Below are 17,273 nucleotides of genomic sequence, written 5' to 3' on the forward strand. Positions count from 1 at the left end.
CACAGTTATGCGGCGGCGGGGACGTATGTGGCCAAGCTGACCGCGACGAACGGCACGGGTTCAGGCTCGGCCACCAGCACCATCACGGTGACCACCGCAGGTACCAACACGCCGCTGGAGCTCAATGATGCCACGGTGGGTACGGGGCTGAACCAGTTCAATTACAGCGGTTCCTGGAGCGTCAGCAACCCTGCGACGGCGTACAAGTCGGACAACCACTTTGCCAACGCCACCAACGCCAGTTATCAGGTGCAGTTCAGCGGTACGCAGGCCAAGATCTTCGCCGAGAAGAGTTCGGCCCTGGGCATCGTGGGTGTCTCCATCGACGGTGGCCCCGAGACAATGGTGGACCCCTACGCCTCGTCCCGGTCTGAGCAGAACCTGCTCTACACCAGCCCGGTCCTGGCCAGCGGCACGCACACCCTGAAGGTCCGCATCACGGGAACCAAGAACGCCTCCTCCACCGGCACCTACGCCGCCGCCGACCGCGTAGAAATACTCTCCAACTGACCGTGAGATTTCTTGAGGGGAAGAAATCCCTTGTGGAATGGAAAAGGTCCGACCAGGCATTCGCCGGGCCGGACCTTTTCAACCTCGCCCTGGCCGGCGGCCTGGCCGTCGTCGTCGCCTGTTTCTCGCGCCGGACGGCCGGACGCCTTGGCTGGAGCTTCGATGGGAAGTGTCCCGGCCCAGCGTCGAGGACACGCTTGGTCGGGCCGTTGTTGCTAGGCATGGGACTTGCCATCGTTAGCCTTGATTGACCGAGTAACAGGTGAACCGTTGAGAGCCATTCTTGAGGGGTATCCGTTGCGAGCGGCTCATCGCCACCCCGGGGCAGTTGACCCCGCCGCCCTCTGAAAGGACCACCATGGACATCGTTGAAGTGATTCTGAACGACCACCACGAACAACGGCGCCGGTTCGCCCTGCTGGACGAGATGCACGGCTCCGAACCGTCAGACCTCGACGCTGTCTGGAACCAACTCCGCATCCTGCTGGAAGTCCACGCCAAAGGGGAGGAGGACCTGTTTTACCCCGAGTTGCTGAAATTGGGGGAGGGCGCAGGTGGGAAGGATTCCCCCGAGGACGAAACCACCGATGCGATTCATGACCACAACGAAATCAGGGACGCCATCAGTGAAGTCTCCCGGCACCAGGCGGGGACGCAGCAGTGGTGGGCGGCCTTGGCCAAGGTCAATGAAGCCAACGGTGATCACATGGCGGAGGAGGAACGCGAAGGCCTGACCGACTTCCGGCAGCACGCGTCCCTGGAGCTGCGCCACCGCCTGGGCTTGTCCTTCGCCATCTTTGAGTCGAAGCACGCCTCCGGCATCAAGGCCCAGGACGTCAGCCCCGAAGATTACGTCCGCGATAACGAATAGCGCATGGCGTGACCGTCAGCTTGTGACCCTTGGCTCCACCGGTTTCTTGACCGTGGCCAGCAGGAAAACACCGGCGACGGCGGTGGCACCGGACAGCAGGAACAGGACGATGGCCAGTGGGGGAGCCGCGGCCGCCTCGCCGAGGATGGTGACGCCGATGGCCACGGCGACGAGCGGGTCGATGACGGTCAGGCCGGCCACCACCAGTTCCGGGGTACCTCTGGTGTGGGCATTCTGGACCAGGAAGCTGCCTGCCAGCGCCGCAATGAGCAACCCCGCCAGGCACGTCAGGGACAGCCATTCGAAATCACCCTGGAACAGCCTGGCGATGACGGTCTTGGCTAAGGCTGCGACGAAACCGAACAGGATTCCGGCGCCGGCGGTAAACACCACGGCACCCGAGCGGTGGCGCCACAGCGCGTACGCCATCGCCACGCACGCGAGGACGACGGCGAGCACGATCAGGATGGTGACCAGGTGCCGGTCGCTGATTTCCACATCCGCCGCCGAGAACGCCGCCACGGTGACGAACACACCCACCCCGCCGACACAGAGGGCGACGGCGGTCAGGGCCCGGCGCCCGGGCGGCCTGCGGGTCATTCGGACGGTAGCCAGGGTGGTGACCACAAGGGCTATGGCCCCGATGGGCTGAACCACGATCAGGGGCGAGAACCGGAGGCTGGTCAGCTGGAGGACGATCGCCGCACCCAGCATCCCCGTCCCGGCCAGCCACACTGGCCGGCGTAACAGGGCCTGAAGGCGGCCGCCGCCCATGCTGCCCGCCGAACGCCCGGACGCGGCCGGCTGGTCTTCAACGGCCCGGTGCTGGAACAGGGTTCCCAGCGCGAGCAGGACTGCGCCCGCCGCGGCAATGGGGATGCCCAGCCAGTTATACGAGGTCAGTGCGGACACAGCCGCTGCCTGGATCATGGTCTGACAGTACCCAAGGCCGGCATCCCCGGTCCGTTACCGCTACGCCCGCCCACAGCCGGCAACCTAGCGCTGGGCGATCCTGAACAGCGCTCCCGTGGGATCGGCCAGGGCGGCAATGCGGCCAAACGGCGTATCCTCGGCCGGATGGATCACCGTGCCACCTAGGGACGTAGCCATGTCCACGCCCTTATCGGCGTTCCCAATCGCGAAATACACCTGCCAGTTCGACGGAACACCCTCGGGAAGATAGGTGGCATCCATGATGCCGGCCCGTGATGATTCACGGGATCCGAGCGTGGTGTAGCGGAAGTCGTCGGTGTCGCTCATGACGTCGGTTTCCCAGCCGAAGACGTCCTGGTAAAACTTCACCGACGGCGCGTATTCGCGGGTGTGGAGTTCGTGCCAGTAGGGGGTGCCGGGTTCGCCCTTCGCCTGGTACCCGGTGTGGCCGCCGAACTGCCATGCGCCCACGGCCGCGCCGCCCGTGTCACCAAACATGGCCATGTGCCCCTGCTCCGGGACCTCCATGGGCGGCATGAAAACCTGGCCGCCGGTCGCGTGGGCAGCCGCCGCGGTGGCCTTGATGTCCTCCACCCGGAGATAGGTGGTCCACACGTCCGGGTAGCCGGATTCTCCGTCGTTCGTCATCATCCCGGCCACCGGCAAACCATTGGCCAGGGCGGTGATGTAACCGCCGTATGTCTCCTGGTCACCTTCCTGGTAGGTCCAGCCGAACAGCCGCGAATAGAACTCACGGGCCCGTTCAGTGTCCGAGGTCATGAGGTCGATCCAGCAAGGATCACCGGGGGCAAACGTGGGCTGGGGCATGGGGACTCCTGGGGTTCGTTGAGGAAAAGCAGGGTGGTCTGCTACCGACTCTAGTGCCGCCCCGGCCGCCCGCGACAGCCCTTGCCGGGAGGCCGCCGTCGTGCCCTGACATCGCAGTGCGGCGGTGCCTGCGTTGTTGCTGTCCGACGGCGGGCTCCGCCACAATGGTGCCCATGGCTCCCGTGTCCCTCCTCGCCTTCGCCGGGCTGTGCCTGCTGCTGTCTGTCACCCCGGGTCCGGACACCTTCCTGGTGCTGAGGATCTCGCTGCAGAACGCCGGCGCCGGAATTGCCGCGGCGTTCGGCTCGGCCGCGGCGGCCCTGGTGTGGGCCGCCCTGGTGGGTGTGGGCCTGGCCGCAGTGCTCGAGGAGTCGGCCGCGGTGTTCCGCTGGCTTAAGATCGCCGGCGGCCTGTACCTGCTGTACCTGGGAGTCTCGTCACTGATCCGCGCGCGGCGCACCTCGGGGACTGCATGCCCCGAAGTCCCCGCCCGCCGGGCGTACAGCCGCCGGGCCGGGTTCGGCGCCGGTGCCTTCTCCACACTGCTCAACCCCAAAGTTGGCCTGTTCTACCTTGCGGTGGTGCCCCAGTTCATCCCGCACGGCGGCAACACCCTGAACACCGCCCTGGTGCTGGGCGCCATCGAAAGCGTCATCGGGTTCCTGTACCTGGCGGCCGTCGCAGTCGTAGCCGCCAAGGCAATGGCGTGGCTGCAGCGCCCCCGGGTGAGCCGGTCCCTGGAACGCGGAAGCAGTGGCATCCTCGCCGCCTTGGGCCTGGGGATGGTGGCCTCAAGCGCCGGCTCGTAGTTCCTGTGAATTACCTGCCAGTGTCCCGCGGTCCGGGGTGCCGGTCCGTCACAGCCCTCTTCGCGGAGTAGGGTGAAAAGACGGTTGCCGGCGTGATGTGACGCGGGGACCTGGCAACCGGTGCTGTACCACCACGCGCGGAACCGGAGACACCTATGCCCAAGGAATTCCCTGCCGCGCGGGAACCTGCCAAGCGCCGTCGCACGAACCTCTTCCTCGCCACGGGAACCACCCTGGGCTGGATCACGCTTTTCCTGGGCGTCAGCGCGCTCTGTGGCGCCCTGGTGGCGGGCCTGATGATGCCCGCGGCGGCGGTGACCGAGACGGCAGTGGCTGACGGCGCCGCTGCGCTCAAATCCGACCTGCCCAACGACGTGTTCTCGGCGCCCCCTGCCCAGATGACGCGCGTGCTGGCCGCTGACGGGTCACTGATTGCCACCCTGTTCAGTGAGAACCGGACCCGGATTTCCCTGGACCAGATGTCCCCCAACATCAAGAACGCCATCGTGGCCATTGAGGACTACCGGTTCTACCAGCACGGCGGCATCGATCCCGAAGGCATCTTCCGTGCCTTGGTCATTGACGCCGGCGGCGGCCACCAGGGGGCCTCAACGCTGACGCAGCAGTACGTCACCAACATGCTCAACGAAAACCTGATTGCCCAGGGCAAGGACGCCCAGGTGGTGCTGAACGGGCAGAAAGGCCTGGACCAGAAAGTCCAGGAGATGAAGCTCGCCATCGGCCTCGAAGAAAAGTACTCGAAGGACCAGATCCTCGCCGGGTACCTGAACGTGGTGGGTTTCAACGCGAACGCCTACGGCATCGAGGCGGCCAGCCAGTACTTCTTCTCCGTCGACGCCAAGGACCTCACGCTGCCGCAGGGGGCGCTGCTGGCCGGACTGGTCAACGGCCCCTCGCTGTATGACCCCACCGTCCATCCCGAGGCCGCGAAAACACGGCGTGACCTGGTGCTGGACGCCATGCTGCAGCACGGCTACATCGACCAGCAGCAGCACGACGACGCCGTGAACACACCCCTCCAGCTCAAGGTCAATCCACCCAAGCAAGGGTGCGCCTACGCCTCCCAGGCCCAGTACTTCTGCGACTACGTGCTCCACCAGATCGAAAACGACCCCGCCTACGGCGCCACGCAGGATGAACGGGACCAGAAAATCATGGCGGGCGGCCTGACCATCAAGACCACCCTGGACCCGCGGCTGCAAGGACCGGCCCAGTCCCAGGTGGACGCCACGGCCGGCGCCAATCCGGACAAATGGGGCGCATCCCTGGTCACCATCGAACCCGGTACCGGGAAGGTGCTGTCCATGGCGCAGAACTCCAGGAAGCTGCCGGACGAAGGCAGCGGATTTGTCTCCGACTACAACTTCAACGTGGACAGCAGCGACGCCGCCGGGAACAGCCTCGGCGGTGTTGGCGGGATGCAGCCCGGTTCCACGATGAAGCCTGTCACCCTCGCTGCGTGGCTGGGGGAGGGCAAGTCCACCAACCAGGTGGTTGATGCCTCCAAGCGCCGCTACGGCATCAACTACCCGTGGAAGACAACCTGCCACCCCGTCCAGGGCTGGTTCGACAGCACCGTGCCGCAATCCTCCGACCTGCAAAACGACGAGCCCAACTGGTACCGGCCCATGACGGTCCGGGAAGGCATCTACCAGTCGATCAACACCGCAACGTTCGCGTCGCTGGCCGGGTTGAACGATTTCTGCGACGTCCAGCGTGCGGCGGACGCCATAGGGCTGCACCTGGGCAGCGGGCACGACCAAAAGATCGACCTCTCCACCCTGGGCAACATCCTGGGCAGCCAGAACGTTGCCCCCCTGACCATGGCGAACGCCTTCGCAACCTTCGCAGCCAACGGCACCTACTGCGCACCCATCTCCATCACGGAAGTGGACGACGCCCAAGGCAAGAAGATCGGCGGACAGGCACCGTCCTGCCAGCCAGGCTCCCTGAATCCGGACGTGGCCAAAGCCGTCACCAACGTCCTCCAGGACGTCCTCACCAAGGGTTCGGGCCTGCTGATTCCGCAGAAGCTGGGGGTTCCGGACGCCGCCAAGACGGGCACCAACGAGTACAACAACCAGACCTGGGTGGTGGGCTACACCAGGGGGCTGGCCACGGCTTCGTTCTTCGGCGACCCCTTCAACGGCGGGCCCAGCCGGCTGGGGCGCAACATCACCGTCAACGGAAAGTTCTATCCGGCAGTGGACGGGGCCTACATTGCCGGGCCGCAATGGGCCCAGTACATGCAGGGCGTGGTGGGCCTCTTCGACCACGGGAACTTCGACGCCCCGCCGCAGAGCTTGGTCAGCGCCCCCGGCCCGCAGCCCACCAAGAGCAGGTAACGGCGGCCCCTTCCGCCGGGTGCTGAAGGTTCCCGCATGCACTGTGGTGCGCGCCGCCGTCGTACTTCCCTGCCCTGCCGCCGGGGCCTGCACGGGCCTACGCGGTGGTTGCGCGGGGCAGCCGGATGCACAAGCAGGCCCCGGTTGCTCCGGGGTGGCTGGTTCCACAGCTCCCGCGGAAGGACCGTCATGGACATCGTTCAAACCGGTTTTGAATGACCACCACGAGACGACATCCGGGACAACGAATAGCGGCCCGCTCTAGGAAGCCGCGACGGCGAACAGCCCGGCAACGCCGAGCAGGTACAACACCAGGACCAGCAAGGAGTCCACGCCCATGCCCAGCAGCTTCTTTTGCGGCCGGAAGAGGATCCCCAGCAGGTAGACGAGGGTGAGCAGGATGGCCAACGCGGTGAGGTAGATGTCCGTTGACTGGGCTTGGGGGAGTACCGGCTTGCCCGTGATCAGCACCGCCAGCAGGAACAGCACCGGAAGGAAGGCATTGCCGCCGAAGATGTCGCTGAACGCGAGTTTGTAGTCCCCCTGCTTCACGGACGTGAGCCCGGTGGAGATCTCCGGCAGTGAGGTTGCCAGCGCCAGGAACGTGGCACCGAACAGCACCCCGGAGAGTCCGATGTTTCCGGCGATCGCATCACCGCTGCGTTCCAGCACCACACCGGCGCCCAGGGTGGCAAGCGCGGCGACGCTGAAGATCAGCACCGAGGTGCCGGTGCGCAGGTGCTTGTTCTTCTCGGCGCCCTGCTTCTTGGAGTGCCCCCTGGGTTTGTCCTGCGCCCCGGGGGCGTCCCCCTGCTGGTGCCAGGGCAGGTCCTTCTGGGAGCGCTGCACCAGGATCAGGCCAATAATCCAGAACACCGCAATGAGGACCGCGGCGGGCGTGAGCCGGAACGCCACCAGGTTGCCGGGCATCTGGCTGCCGGCGATCACCACGCCCAGGACGGCGACGACGGTGACCGCCTCGATCACCAGCGTCAGGGATGCCGCGCGGTAGCTCAGCGGGTGGCCGCCTTTGGTGCCCAGGGCATCCAGGACCACCAGCACCACCGTCTGGATGGCGATGCCGCCCAGGATGTTGCCCACGGCCACGCCAATGTTGTTGGCCAGGGCTGCGGAGACGGTGATGGCGATTTCGGGCAGGTTGGTGGCGATGGCCAGCAGGATGAGGCCGCCCAGCGCGGAGCCCAGGTGCAGGCGGTCATCGAGGATGTCCGTCTGTTTGGACAGCTGGATCCCGGCCACCCAGATCACGGCCGCAGCGGCGGCAAAGATGAGCAGGAGGACTGCAAGGGGCAGTGATTCCAATCCGGGGTCCCTTCCTGGTGGGGTCACTAAACCGCGTGACGTATTCCCCCATGCCTGGGCCGTACCCACATTTGTGCTGGTCACCCATCTTCACGCTGCTCAAACCCGCATTGACGCTCCATTGGTTAGAGTCGTCTTTCGGGCAGGGCGAGGACAGCTTCGAGGACCTACTGGAGCGGAAGCACCTGCCTGGATCCCCGAACAGAAGTAGGCCACGAAGCCGCTGAGGCCGGCCTCCGCCGCCGGGACCCTGTAAGTGCTTCGCAAAACTGCTAATCATGCTTACTATTGTGGGGCGCGGGCTGCCCGCTGGGGGCAGAGCACCCGCGCCGCACCGGAGGTCTCTCAAGCATGGACAACGAACTGCGTCCCCTCACCGATGATGAACTGATGTCTGAGCAGGCCACCGCCCTGCCGGACAAGGAAGTGGCATCCGTCCTGGACCTGAACGCGGACCTGGACCTGGGCATTAACGCTGCGGCTCCCATCGACCTGGCCGTAGCCGCCAACGCGAACGTGGCGGCCCCCATCGACGCGGCAGCCTCGGCAAACATTCTCTCCTTCGGCTCTGACGCGCAGGCGCTCTCGAACCAGGACGCCGCGATTGACCAGGGCATCGTGGCCGACGCCAATGCCGACTCCGCCCAGGACAGCGTGATCGGCCAGGGCGACGGCACCACCGAGACGGGCACAGGCACCACCGATGCTGGCACCACCGGAACCACGGATGGGACCACCGGAACAGCACCTGCCCCCACAAGCACCGGTGGCGTCACCGACGCAGCGGGCGCGCTGAACGGCAACCTGCTGAACGTGGACGTGAACCTGGACGCCGACGCCGCCATCGCCGCCCCCATCAACGGTGCCGTGGCCGCGAACGCCAACGTCGCCGCACCCATCGATGCGGCCGTTGCCGCGAACATCGGTTCCATCGACAGCCAGGCGTATGCCATCTCGGACCAGAGCGCCACCATTTCGCAGCACATCGACGGCGAGGCCAACGCCACCGCCGGCCAGACGTCCAACCTGCAGCAGTAAGCCAAGATGACCCAAACCCACGGCGGCCCGCCTCCCGAGGCGGGCCCGCCGTCGTCACGCGTTTCCCTCGCCCAGGAACCGCCGGGCCAAGGACGTACGACGGCGGGAGCCCGCCTTCCGGCCCTGGCCGACGGCGTGCAGCTGCTTGGCACGGCTGAGGGCTCCGGCTACCGTGAGCCGCCCGCCCTGGTGCGCCGCGGCGACGGCCAGACCCTCCAGCTCACCCGGCTGCTGTACCTGGTGCTGGAAGCGGCGGACGGGAACCGGGACCTCGACGGAATCGCCCGGCACGCCAGCGACGGATCCGGGCGGCTGGTCAGCGCGGAGAACGTCCGCACCCTGATGGATTCGCAGCTGCTCCCGATGGGCCTGCTCCGGCTTGCCGACGGCAGCCAGCCCGAGGTCAAGAAGTCCAACCCGCTGCTGGGCCTGCGGTTCCGCTACATCGTGACGGATCCCGAACGGACCCGCAGGATCACCGCGCCGTTCGCTGTCCTGTTCAACCCGCTGATCGTGGTGGCCGTGACCGCGGCGTTCCTGGCGGCCTGCTGGTGGGTGCTCATGGTCAAGGGCCTGGGCTCGGCCACCCACGAGGCGTTTGCCCAGCCCGCCCTCCTGTTGCTGATCCTCGCCGTCACCATCCTCTCCGCCGGCTTCCACGAATTCGGCCACGCCGCCGCCACCCGCAAGGGCGGCGCAACCCCCGGCGCCATGGGGGCCGGGCTGTATCTCTTGTGGCCTGCATTCTTCACCGACGTCACCGACTCCTACCGGCTGGGCCGCGGCGGCAGGATCCGCACCGACCTCGGCGGCCTGTACTTCAACGCGATCGTGGCGGTGGCCATCATGGGGCTGTGGTGGGCCACCGGCTTCGACGCGCTGCTGCTGGTGGTGGTTACCCAGATCCTGCAGATGGTCCGCCAGCTGATCCCGCTGGTGAAGTACGACGGGTACCACATCCTGGCCGACGCCACGGGTGTGCCGGACCTCTTCCAACGGATCAAACCCACCCTCCTGGGGATCCTGCCGTGGCGGTGGGGAAACCCGGAGAGCAAGGTGCTCAAGCCCTGGGCACGCGCCGTCGTCACCGCCTGGGTCCTGGTCACCGTGCCGGTACTGCTCTTCAGCATGGTGATGATGGTGCTGTCCCTGCCCAGGCTGCTGGCCACGGGCTGGGCCAGCGCGGGGAAGCAGCAGGAACAGCTCGCTGCCAGCCTGTCCGCCGGTGACTTCGCGGGCGTGGCGGTGCGGGCGCTGGCCATGGTGGTGGTGGCGGTGCCGGTGCTCGGCGTCCTGTACATCGTGGTGCGGCTGCTGCGGCAGCTGGTGACGGGGCTGTGGCAGAAGACCCGCGGCAAGCTGGTCCAGCGGACCATCGCCATGGGTGCCGTGGCCGTCCTGCTCGCCGGGCTGGCCTGGGCGTGGTGGCCCGACGGCGGGACGTACCGTCCGGTCCAGGCGTACGAACGCGGGACGCTCGGTGATGCCACCCGGGCCATCCTTCCCGTCCGTGACAGTGGGGCGTTGCGGCAGGGCAGTGCCGGACGGACCCTTGCGTTGTGGCCGGCTGGAGTCGCCAAGCCCACCCGGGACAACCCGCAGCTGAGCATGGTTTTGGTGCCCGTTGGCGGTTCCCCGGCGGGTGCAACGTCCGCCACTGCGTCCGGCGGTGCCTCGCCCGCATCCGCTCCGTCCTGGGTGTTCCCGTTCGACCGGCCAGCCGCGCCGGCCGCCGACGGAAACCAGGCGCTCGCCGTCAACACCACCGACGGCTCCGTGGCTTACAGCGTGGCGTTCGCACTCGTATGGGCCGAGGACGGCGAGCCTGTGACCAGCACCAACGAGGCCTACGCTTTCGCCAACTGCACCGGGTGCGCGGCCGTGGCCGTGGGTTTCCAGGTGGTGCTGGTGGTGGGGCAGGCCGATGTCATCGTGCCGCAGAACCTCTCCGCGGCCGCCAACTACAACTGCCTGGACTGCCTGACCTATGCGCTGGCCAGCCAGCTTGTCCTCACGATCGACGGTCCGCTGGATGCGGCCGCCAAGCAGCAGCTCGAGGCGTTGTGGGCGCAGATCGCCGACTACGGGAGGCACATCCAGGACGTGCCGCTCTCCGAGATCCAAGCCACGCTGTCCGGATACAAGGACCAGATCACGTCCATCGTCAAGGGCAATTCCGTGGCCGGAGGGACCTCGGTGGCAACGTCCCCGGCGTCCGCGGGCCCGAGCGGCGTTCCTACCACGGGGCCCACCGCCCCGGCGGTGGACAGCCCTGCTGCGGTTCCCGCGACAGCGCCCGCCGGTACCGCCGCACCTGCGCCGGCAGGGACCGGGGCGGCCGCGGCACCGGCGGGCCAGTACGTGGAAGGCGGGCAGCCGACGTCGGCCGTTACGGGTGCGACGCCGGCACCCACCAACGACGCCGGGTACGGTGCCACGCCTGTTCCGGCGCCAACTTCCAGCGCCGGCTGACCACCGGACCGGTTGCACCTTTGAGCCCGGCACCCTTGTGAAAAGGGTGCCGGGCTCAATGGGTTTCCTGTTGGGTTACTGTACTTCCGGGTCAGCCCTGCGGGCCGCCGCCGGGGCCGCCGGTTTCCGTGGAAGTCACGGTGAAGGAGGCGTCCAGGTAGACGGTGGCGCGCGTTCCATCCGACTTGATGATGTGGGCCTCGTAGGTGGCGCCTTCGGCGTCGTTTTCCACGCGCTGGATGGTGGCGCCGGGGTTCGCCGCCAGGGCGGCGTCCGTCACTTTGGTCGCGGTGTCCCCGGTGAGGAGCGTCTCCGTGATGCCGTTGGCCTGGTGGCCGCCCTTTGATTCGTCCCGCGGAGCCTGACTGGTGGACGTGCCGGTGCTGGACTGGCTGGTGCTCGAGTCCGTAGTGGCGGCATTGGCCGGCAACGCCGCACTGGCCAAGGCGCCACCGCCGATGGCTGCTGCGAGGGCGAGGCTGGCGATCGCTGACTTTACGGTGGTCTTCATGTGGGGCTCCTTCTGGGTTGGCCCTCCGCTGGAGGGGGATGAATCAAGCATCCGGGCCCCGGCTGTTCCCGATGTAGGGCTCCGCTGTGCAACCGCTGTGGAGATTCTTGGGCCGCTGAACGTTGGTGTTTGTGCCCCTGACCAGCAGGAAGCCCCTGGCATGTGTGCGCCAGGGGCTTCCTTCGGATTCCGTGCCTGTGCCCGCTACTCCGCCAGCTTGGAGACGGCCTGGGCCCAGAGGAAGAACTTGTTGGTCCCCAAGTCCTTGACGGTCTTGATATTCAGCGCCTCTTTGAGCTTTTGGGCGTCGCCCTCGGAAAGGCCCTTCAGTGCTTCGACTGGCGCCGCAGCCAAGTCGTCGATGCCTTTGTCGAGGTATTCCTTGTCGAACTTAGCATTGATTCCAGCCATACTGTCCTCCTGGTGTTCGGGGTCCTGACCGTGCTGTGGGGCACAATCGCCATTGAACCACTGTGTTTATCAATACGCACGGGCAAATCGGTTTTGGTGGTGCGCTGCCGGAAGTGACCGGGAAACCCACATGTCTCGAAAAGCCGCAGCGGCTCCCCGGCAACGAACCGACGGGGAGCCGCTGCGCCGGGCCTAGAAACGAGATGTTGCCGTGAGTGCGAATGAACCGAGCGGGTTGCCCGCCGGGTCGGCAAAGCCGGTCCCGGGGGTGTAGGTGGGAGCGTCCGGGGTGGTGGTGGTCCCGGAGGTCCCTCCGCCGGACTTGCCCAGTTTGATGGTGAGGATGCTGGACCCGTCCCAGGTTACGGAGCTCATGTTGCTCGCGTTGCCATTGCCGCTGAAGCTGAGGGCGCCGGCTGACGCGTACTTGGCGTTGGATCCCAGGGCAATCGAGCCCAGGTTCAAGGTGCAACTTGTACTGGTCACCGTCAGTAGGTTGGCAGTGCTGATGTTCACGGTGACGTTGTTGTTGCCGCTCAGAGTCTGAGTTCCGCTGTTGGTCCAGTTAGAGCAGATCTTCGTTGCGTCGATCTGTTCGGAGAACTGGATTGTCAGCGAGTCCCCTTGTTCCACCTTGCCCAACGTGCCCCCGCTGTTCACCAGCGTGACCGCGGTAACCGTCGGAGCCACCATGTCCTTCGCGGTAATGCCGGAAGCAGTGGCCGTCCCGGGGTTTCCTGCAGCATCAGTTGCAGCCGCCGTGTAAGTCAGGGTGCCGTCGGTCAGGGAGGACAGGTCCATGGTGGTGGACCAGGCCGTCCCGGTGGCTGTGACCTGCTTGGTGACACTTTGCGAGACTCCGTTCCTGACCGTCACGTTCACGACCGTCCCCGCCTCGGTGGTTCCGCTGACCGGGACCGCCGCCACGTTGCTGCTGAGGTTCACGAACATCGGCGCCGTGATGGTCAGGACGGGTGCCACGGTGTCCTTCGTATCGGTCGCGGTGGCAGGGGCGCTAGTGTTGCCCGCGGAGTCCGCCACGGTGACCGTGTACGTCACCGTTCCGTCCCTCAGGGACGTGAGGTTGAGATTCACCGCCCAGCCTGAAGCCGTGGCAGTCGCCGTGCCGGTAACCGCTGCGGCTGAACCCGGGCTCATCGCCGAAACGGTCACCACCGCGCCGGTTTCAGCGGTGCCGGAAATGGGAACCGAACCAACCCCGGCACTGTTCACGTATTGCGGCACGCTCGAGAACTGCGCTGCGGCCGGAGCCACCGTGTCCTTCGTGGCAGTAGCCGTCCTGGCCGGGCTGGTATTGCCCGCGGCGTCCGTGGCCGTGGCCGAGTAGGTGACGGTGCCCTGGTTCAGGCTGGTCAAGTCCAGGGATGCAGACCAGGTACCCGCCCCGGATGCCGTCACGGTGGCCGTAACAGAATGCGCCGTACCCGCGTCACTGGCAACAAGCGTCACCTTGGACCCCGCCTCAGCGGTGCCTGTCAGCGGCACGGCTCCAACGTTGCCGGCATTCACGTACGCCGGAGGGGTGAACGCCGGCGCGGCCGGTGCCTGGGTGTCGATCCGCACTGTCTGGCTCTGCGCGGACCCGGCATTGCCCACGTTGTCCGTGGCGAAGTATGTGAGCGTGTGGGTCCCGTCGCCGCTGACGGGGACAACGGCCACAGCGCCGCTGACCGTCTGCTGCGCGCCGCCGTCGAGCACGTAGGAAATGGAGGCGACGCCGGACCCGGCGGCCCCGTCATCTGCCGTGACCGTCACGCTGACGGGGCTTGTGGTGTTCCAGCCGGCCGCGTTGGGCGTGGGCGAGATCCCGGAAACGGTGGCCACCGGTGCGGTGGAGTCACTGCTGGTGCCGTTGCTTCGCGGGCTCTCGGCGCCGGTCCACAGGGCGATCGCAGGCGTCACCGTGTAGTACCAGAGGCCGCCGGGCACAGACTGTTCCGTGCAGGTAAGCGTGGTGACGGTCCCGGCACAGCCGCCCGTGGCCGGGGTAGCCGTGCCGCCGGTGGCCGCCGAATAGCGTGCAACGGTGTAGCCGGTGGCGGCGCGTCCGTTCACCGTGGTGCCGCCGGCCCAGGTGACCGTTAATGCGGAGCCGGCGGCGGTGACCGCAGGCTTCGATCCTGGTGAGAGCGTGTCTGCAGCGGCGGCCGCGTTGCTGCTGCTGGTGCTTGAGGCCCAAAACGCGTAGGCGGCGGTGCCCGTTCCCAGCAGGAGCAGCAGGGCGGTAACGATCCAAGGCAGCCGGCGGGACGGGCGGCGCAGCAGGAGGAACCTCATTTCCGCACCTCCGCCGTCACGGGGACGCTGAAGGTTGCGCCCTGGCAGGCGGCGAGGGAAGTGGTGTCCATGGTGGCCGCTCCGGGGAGGGTGATGAGTGCTGATGAGTTGGCGGCAACGTACGTTGCGGGAGCGAGCGGCGCGGCACCCGCGAAGCGGACACCGGTGGTGGTGCAGCCCGGATGCGCGGCATCAGCGGCGGCGGGGCCGTTCGCCGTGACGCCGTAAACCTGCACCGAATACGGGTTGGGATTGGTCAGGCGGAGCACGACGTCGGCGCTGCCGCCCGGGATGAGGGCCGTCTTCGGGTTGTCGCCGGCCACCAGGGCGTCGACTGTGACTGCCTGCATGGTGCCGGCCGCGGCGGACCCGGAGCCTCCGCCTGCCGCGGACCAGTAGGCGTAGGCGGTACCGGCGCCGGCAGTGGCCAGGAGCCCGGCGAGGGCCGCGGCCTTGATGCCGCGATGCCTGTGGATGCTGGTCATCTCAGTTCCCCTGTCCTGATCCCGAGTACGTGAGCTGGAGGGTTGCGCCTTTGCAACCGTCCTGGTTCCTGGAACTGTCCAGCATCCCCACCCGCGGCCAAGCAGACTGTGCCAGGCGGAGACCGGACAGCGAACTGCTGCCAGTCGGCGCCATCAGGGGGTACGGGCCGCTGTACTGGGTGAGGGCGAAATCGGCCGCCGTGCACGCCAGGTTCCTCGCTGTGGCATCCGCGCTCCTGGTAACCCCCGCGATAGCTACGGACAGGTTGGTCAGGGAAACAGATTTGTTGTTCGGGTTGCTGATCTGCAGGTCCAGTGCGGCCGAGGTACCGGGCGACAGAGTCCCGGGCACGTTACCGGAGAGGGTGAACTGCTTGATGGTCGAATCCAGGACCAGCTGGACGTTCGCGTAGGCGTACTGCGACTTCCCGGCAGCGTCCTTTCCGGTCCCCACCAGGTACAGGTTGTAGCTGCCGGTTGGTGAGGCGGCCGTGGTTGCCACCTGGAGGGTGCTCGAATTTCCCGTTGTCGGGCTGGGAGAGAACGTTGCCGTGGCGCCGGCGGGCAGTCCGCCCTGGACGCTGAAGGAGACGGCGGCGGGGAAGTTGTTGCGGGCCAACTGCAGCGTGTAGACGGCCGTTGCCCCGGGCGGGACGGTGACGGAATCCGGTGTGGCGGCCACCGAGAGCGCGGAGGACATCTTGTAGTTCACGGTGAGGCTGGCGTCCACGCTGCCGGACACCTTGCCGCTGGTCCCGGTAATGGTCAGGGCATTGGTCCCGGCCGGCGTGCTGGCGCTGGTGGTGGCGTTCAACGTTGCGGTCGCGGTGCTGCCGGAGGTCAGGGTGACGGACGACGGCGTGAAGGCGGCCGCCGCGCCGGCCGGGAGTCCCGCGGTGGCCAGGTTGACGGCTCCGCTGAAGCCTCCGGTGGACGTCACCGTCACCGTGTAGGAGGCCGACTGGCCCTGCTGGACGGACTGGCTGGCAGGGGAGACCTGCACAGTGATGCCCGGTTTTGGATTGTTCGATGCCGCGATCAGCGCCCCCGCACTGCCCAGCAGCAACAGCAGCGCTATCAGCGCTGCCCTGATGCCGTTCCTTGTGCCGTGCCGCGATGGCCCGTCCTGCTTGTGCACCTTGTGCCCCCTTGTTCCTTGGTGCAGACGACGGCAGGCCGGGGGCGGATTGCGCCGCCCCCGGCCAGCTGTTGGTTAGTTGCTGCCGACGGTCACGGTGATGGTTGCGCCCTTGCAGGCATCCTGGTTGGTGGCCGGGTCATCGTTGAGGGTCAGCGTTCCGCCGCCCAACGCCGTGGTTGCACCGGCGAGGACGGTTGTGGTGCCGGCCGGCGCAGTGGCGGAGAACCAATCGGGCAGGCAGCCGGACTTGTTGGTGGTGACTACCGGGGTGGCCAGCGTCACCGTCGTGCTGCTGCTGTTCGGGTTGGTGGCTGTGTAGGTGATGGCCTGGGGCGTGCCTGGGGCAACGCCCGGCGCCACGGTCACGTTGATGGTGACGGGGCTGGTGCCGGAGGAGGCTGCCGCGGAGCCGTTACCACCGCCCGTGGTGCTCCAGTAGGCATACGCGGCACCGCCACCAACAGCCACCAGGGCTGCGGACATGGCGACGGCGGCGATCTTGTTCTTCTTGGTCATTGGGCGCATGGAAAGACTCCTTGTGTGTGTGATTGAGAACCCGTTCCCCCATAGGTGGCTCCATCGAGGTGCCTTCCGGTGGATCGATGACCCAATATTTGCGAACGCAAAGGGGCGCAACAACACGTAGTGGTACCCGAATTTCCAGCGACTGGAATTGACCGCTACTTGGATCGGCGGGCGGGTACTCGCACGGGTGGGCAACGCCCTGCCCTGCGCGTCGGCATCACCTCCCGGCGCCGACGGCAAGGGGTGGTCGGCGACTTAGCCCGCTTCTACCGCGTATCCACGTCCTCGAACACCAGGAAAGTCTGCGTATCCAGGACGCCCGGCATGGTCTGCAGTTGGTCGAAAATGACCCGGCGAAGGTCGATGTTGTCCACGGCCCGGACCAGGAGGATCACGTCGAAATCACCGCCCACCAGGGCGATATGGTGTACCTCCGGGATGGCGCCCAGCTGGTCCCGAAGTTCCCGCCAGGAGTCCTGCTTCAGCTTGAGGGTGACATAGGCCGATGACTTCAGCCCTGCCTTGATGGGGTCTACCAGTGCGGTGAAGCGGGTCAGCACCCCGTCGCCGGTCAGCCGGGCGATCCGCGAGTAGGCATGTGCCCGGGAGATGTGCACGTTTTCCGCCACCTGGGTCACGGACATCCGTCCGTCCCGGGTGAGCTCACTGATGATTCGGCGGTCAATGTCGTCCAGCGGGACCTCGGCTGCTGCATCCTTGCCCGGCATTTTGTCCACGGCTCCCGTCGGTAA

The 17,273-nt window shown here is 66.8% G+C and carries 15 protein-coding genes and 1 pseudogene; 6 read left to right on the forward strand and 10 right to left on the reverse strand.

Annotated features, from left to right (window positions below):
- Positions 1 to 510 (forward strand): annotated as a pseudogene (locus tag DC347_RS01685) (hypothetical protein); the annotation flags it as partial.
- Between the two features lie 358 nt (positions 511 to 868).
- Complete coding sequence (locus DC347_RS01695) at positions 869 to 1,381, forward strand: hemerythrin domain-containing protein (RefSeq protein ID WP_109044249.1); 513 nt, start codon at positions 869 to 871, stop codon at positions 1,379 to 1,381.
- 15 nt (positions 1,382 to 1,396) lie between these two features.
- Here DC347_RS01695 and DC347_RS01700 read toward each other — a convergent pair whose 3' ends face one another.
- Together DC347_RS01700 and DC347_RS01705 are read right to left on the reverse strand one after the other, a co-directional pair.
- Complete coding sequence (locus DC347_RS01700; protein WP_109044250.1) at positions 1,397 to 2,311, reverse strand: DMT family transporter; 915 nt, start codon at positions 2,309 to 2,311, stop codon at positions 1,397 to 1,399.
- 66 nt (positions 2,312 to 2,377) lie between these two features.
- Positions 2,378 to 3,142: a VOC family protein gene (locus tag DC347_RS01705; protein ID WP_109044251.1), complete on the reverse strand. Its 765-nt coding sequence runs from the start codon at positions 3,140 to 3,142 to the stop codon at positions 2,378 to 2,380.
- 173 nt (positions 3,143 to 3,315) lie between these two features.
- On the opposite strand from DC347_RS01705, the gene DC347_RS01710 reads away from it, so the two are divergent.
- Together DC347_RS01710 and DC347_RS01715 are read left to right on the forward strand one after the other, a co-directional pair.
- Positions 3,316 to 3,951 carry a LysE family translocator gene (locus tag DC347_RS01710; protein ID WP_109044409.1) on the forward strand — a complete coding sequence of 212 codons (636 nt, stop codon included), beginning with the start codon at positions 3,316 to 3,318 and terminating at the stop codon, positions 3,949 to 3,951.
- Between the two features lie 155 nt (positions 3,952 to 4,106).
- Complete coding sequence (locus DC347_RS01715) at positions 4,107 to 6,317, forward strand: transglycosylase domain-containing protein (protein WP_109044252.1); 2,211 nt, start codon at positions 4,107 to 4,109, stop codon at positions 6,315 to 6,317.
- A 261-nt stretch (positions 6,318 to 6,578) separates the two neighbouring features.
- Here DC347_RS01715 and DC347_RS01720 read toward each other — a convergent pair whose 3' ends face one another.
- Positions 6,579 to 7,640: a sodium:calcium antiporter gene (locus tag DC347_RS01720; protein ID WP_109044253.1), complete on the reverse strand. Its 1,062-nt coding sequence runs from the start codon at positions 7,638 to 7,640 to the stop codon at positions 6,579 to 6,581.
- A gap of 351 nt (positions 7,641 to 7,991) precedes the next feature.
- On the opposite strand from DC347_RS01720, the gene DC347_RS01725 reads away from it, so the two are divergent.
- Positions 7,992 to 8,678: a hypothetical protein gene (locus DC347_RS01725; RefSeq protein ID WP_018760641.1), complete on the forward strand. Its 687-nt coding sequence runs from the start codon at positions 7,992 to 7,994 to the stop codon at positions 8,676 to 8,678.
- A gap of 6 nt (positions 8,679 to 8,684) precedes the next feature.
- Positions 8,685 to 11,150: a hypothetical protein gene (locus DC347_RS01730; protein ID WP_109044254.1), complete on the forward strand. Its 2,466-nt coding sequence runs from the start codon at positions 8,685 to 8,687 to the stop codon at positions 11,148 to 11,150.
- 91 nt (positions 11,151 to 11,241) lie between these two features.
- On the opposite strand, the gene DC347_RS01735 is transcribed toward DC347_RS01730, so the two are convergent.
- The 7 genes from DC347_RS01735 to DC347_RS01765 form a co-directional block, all read right to left on the reverse strand.
- Entirely contained in the window at positions 11,242 to 11,661 is a 420-nt protein-coding gene (locus tag DC347_RS01735; RefSeq protein ID WP_109044255.1) for a hypothetical protein, read from the reverse strand.
- 204 nt (positions 11,662 to 11,865) lie between these two features.
- Positions 11,866 to 12,072, reverse strand: a complete 207-nt coding sequence (locus DC347_RS01740) for a hypothetical protein (protein WP_018760638.1) — start codon at positions 12,070 to 12,072, stop codon at positions 11,866 to 11,868.
- Positions 12,073 to 12,264: 192 nt separating this feature from the next.
- The gene (locus DC347_RS01745) at positions 12,265 to 14,370 is read right to left on the reverse strand and encodes an Ig-like domain-containing protein (protein WP_109044256.1); all 2,106 of its coding nucleotides are present in this window, start codon (positions 14,368 to 14,370) and stop codon (positions 12,265 to 12,267) included.
- Positions 14,367 to 14,855, reverse strand: coding sequence for a hypothetical protein (locus tag DC347_RS01750; protein WP_109044257.1), 489 nt, complete (start codon positions 14,853 to 14,855; stop codon positions 14,367 to 14,369). The genes DC347_RS01745 and DC347_RS01750 overlap by 4 nt, the downstream gene beginning before the upstream one ends.
- A 1-nt stretch (position 14,856) precedes the next feature.
- On the reverse strand, positions 14,857 to 15,993 hold the full coding sequence (locus DC347_RS01755) for a hypothetical protein (RefSeq protein ID WP_109044258.1): 1,137 nt from the start codon (positions 15,991 to 15,993) through the stop codon (positions 14,857 to 14,859).
- Between the two features lie 75 nt (positions 15,994 to 16,068).
- Positions 16,069 to 16,521: a hypothetical protein gene (locus tag DC347_RS01760; RefSeq protein WP_109044259.1), complete on the reverse strand. Its 453-nt coding sequence runs from the start codon at positions 16,519 to 16,521 to the stop codon at positions 16,069 to 16,071.
- Between the two features lie 266 nt (positions 16,522 to 16,787).
- Positions 16,788 to 17,249 (reverse strand): Lrp/AsnC family transcriptional regulator, encoded by a 462-nt coding sequence (locus tag DC347_RS01765; protein WP_109044260.1) that lies wholly within the window; start codon positions 17,247 to 17,249, stop codon positions 16,788 to 16,790.
- Positions 17,250 to 17,273: the final 24 nt, after the last annotated feature.

The organism is Pseudarthrobacter sp. AG30 (genome assembly GCF_003116525.1).
Taxonomy (GTDB): Bacteria; Actinomycetota; Actinomycetes; order Actinomycetales; family Micrococcaceae; genus Arthrobacter.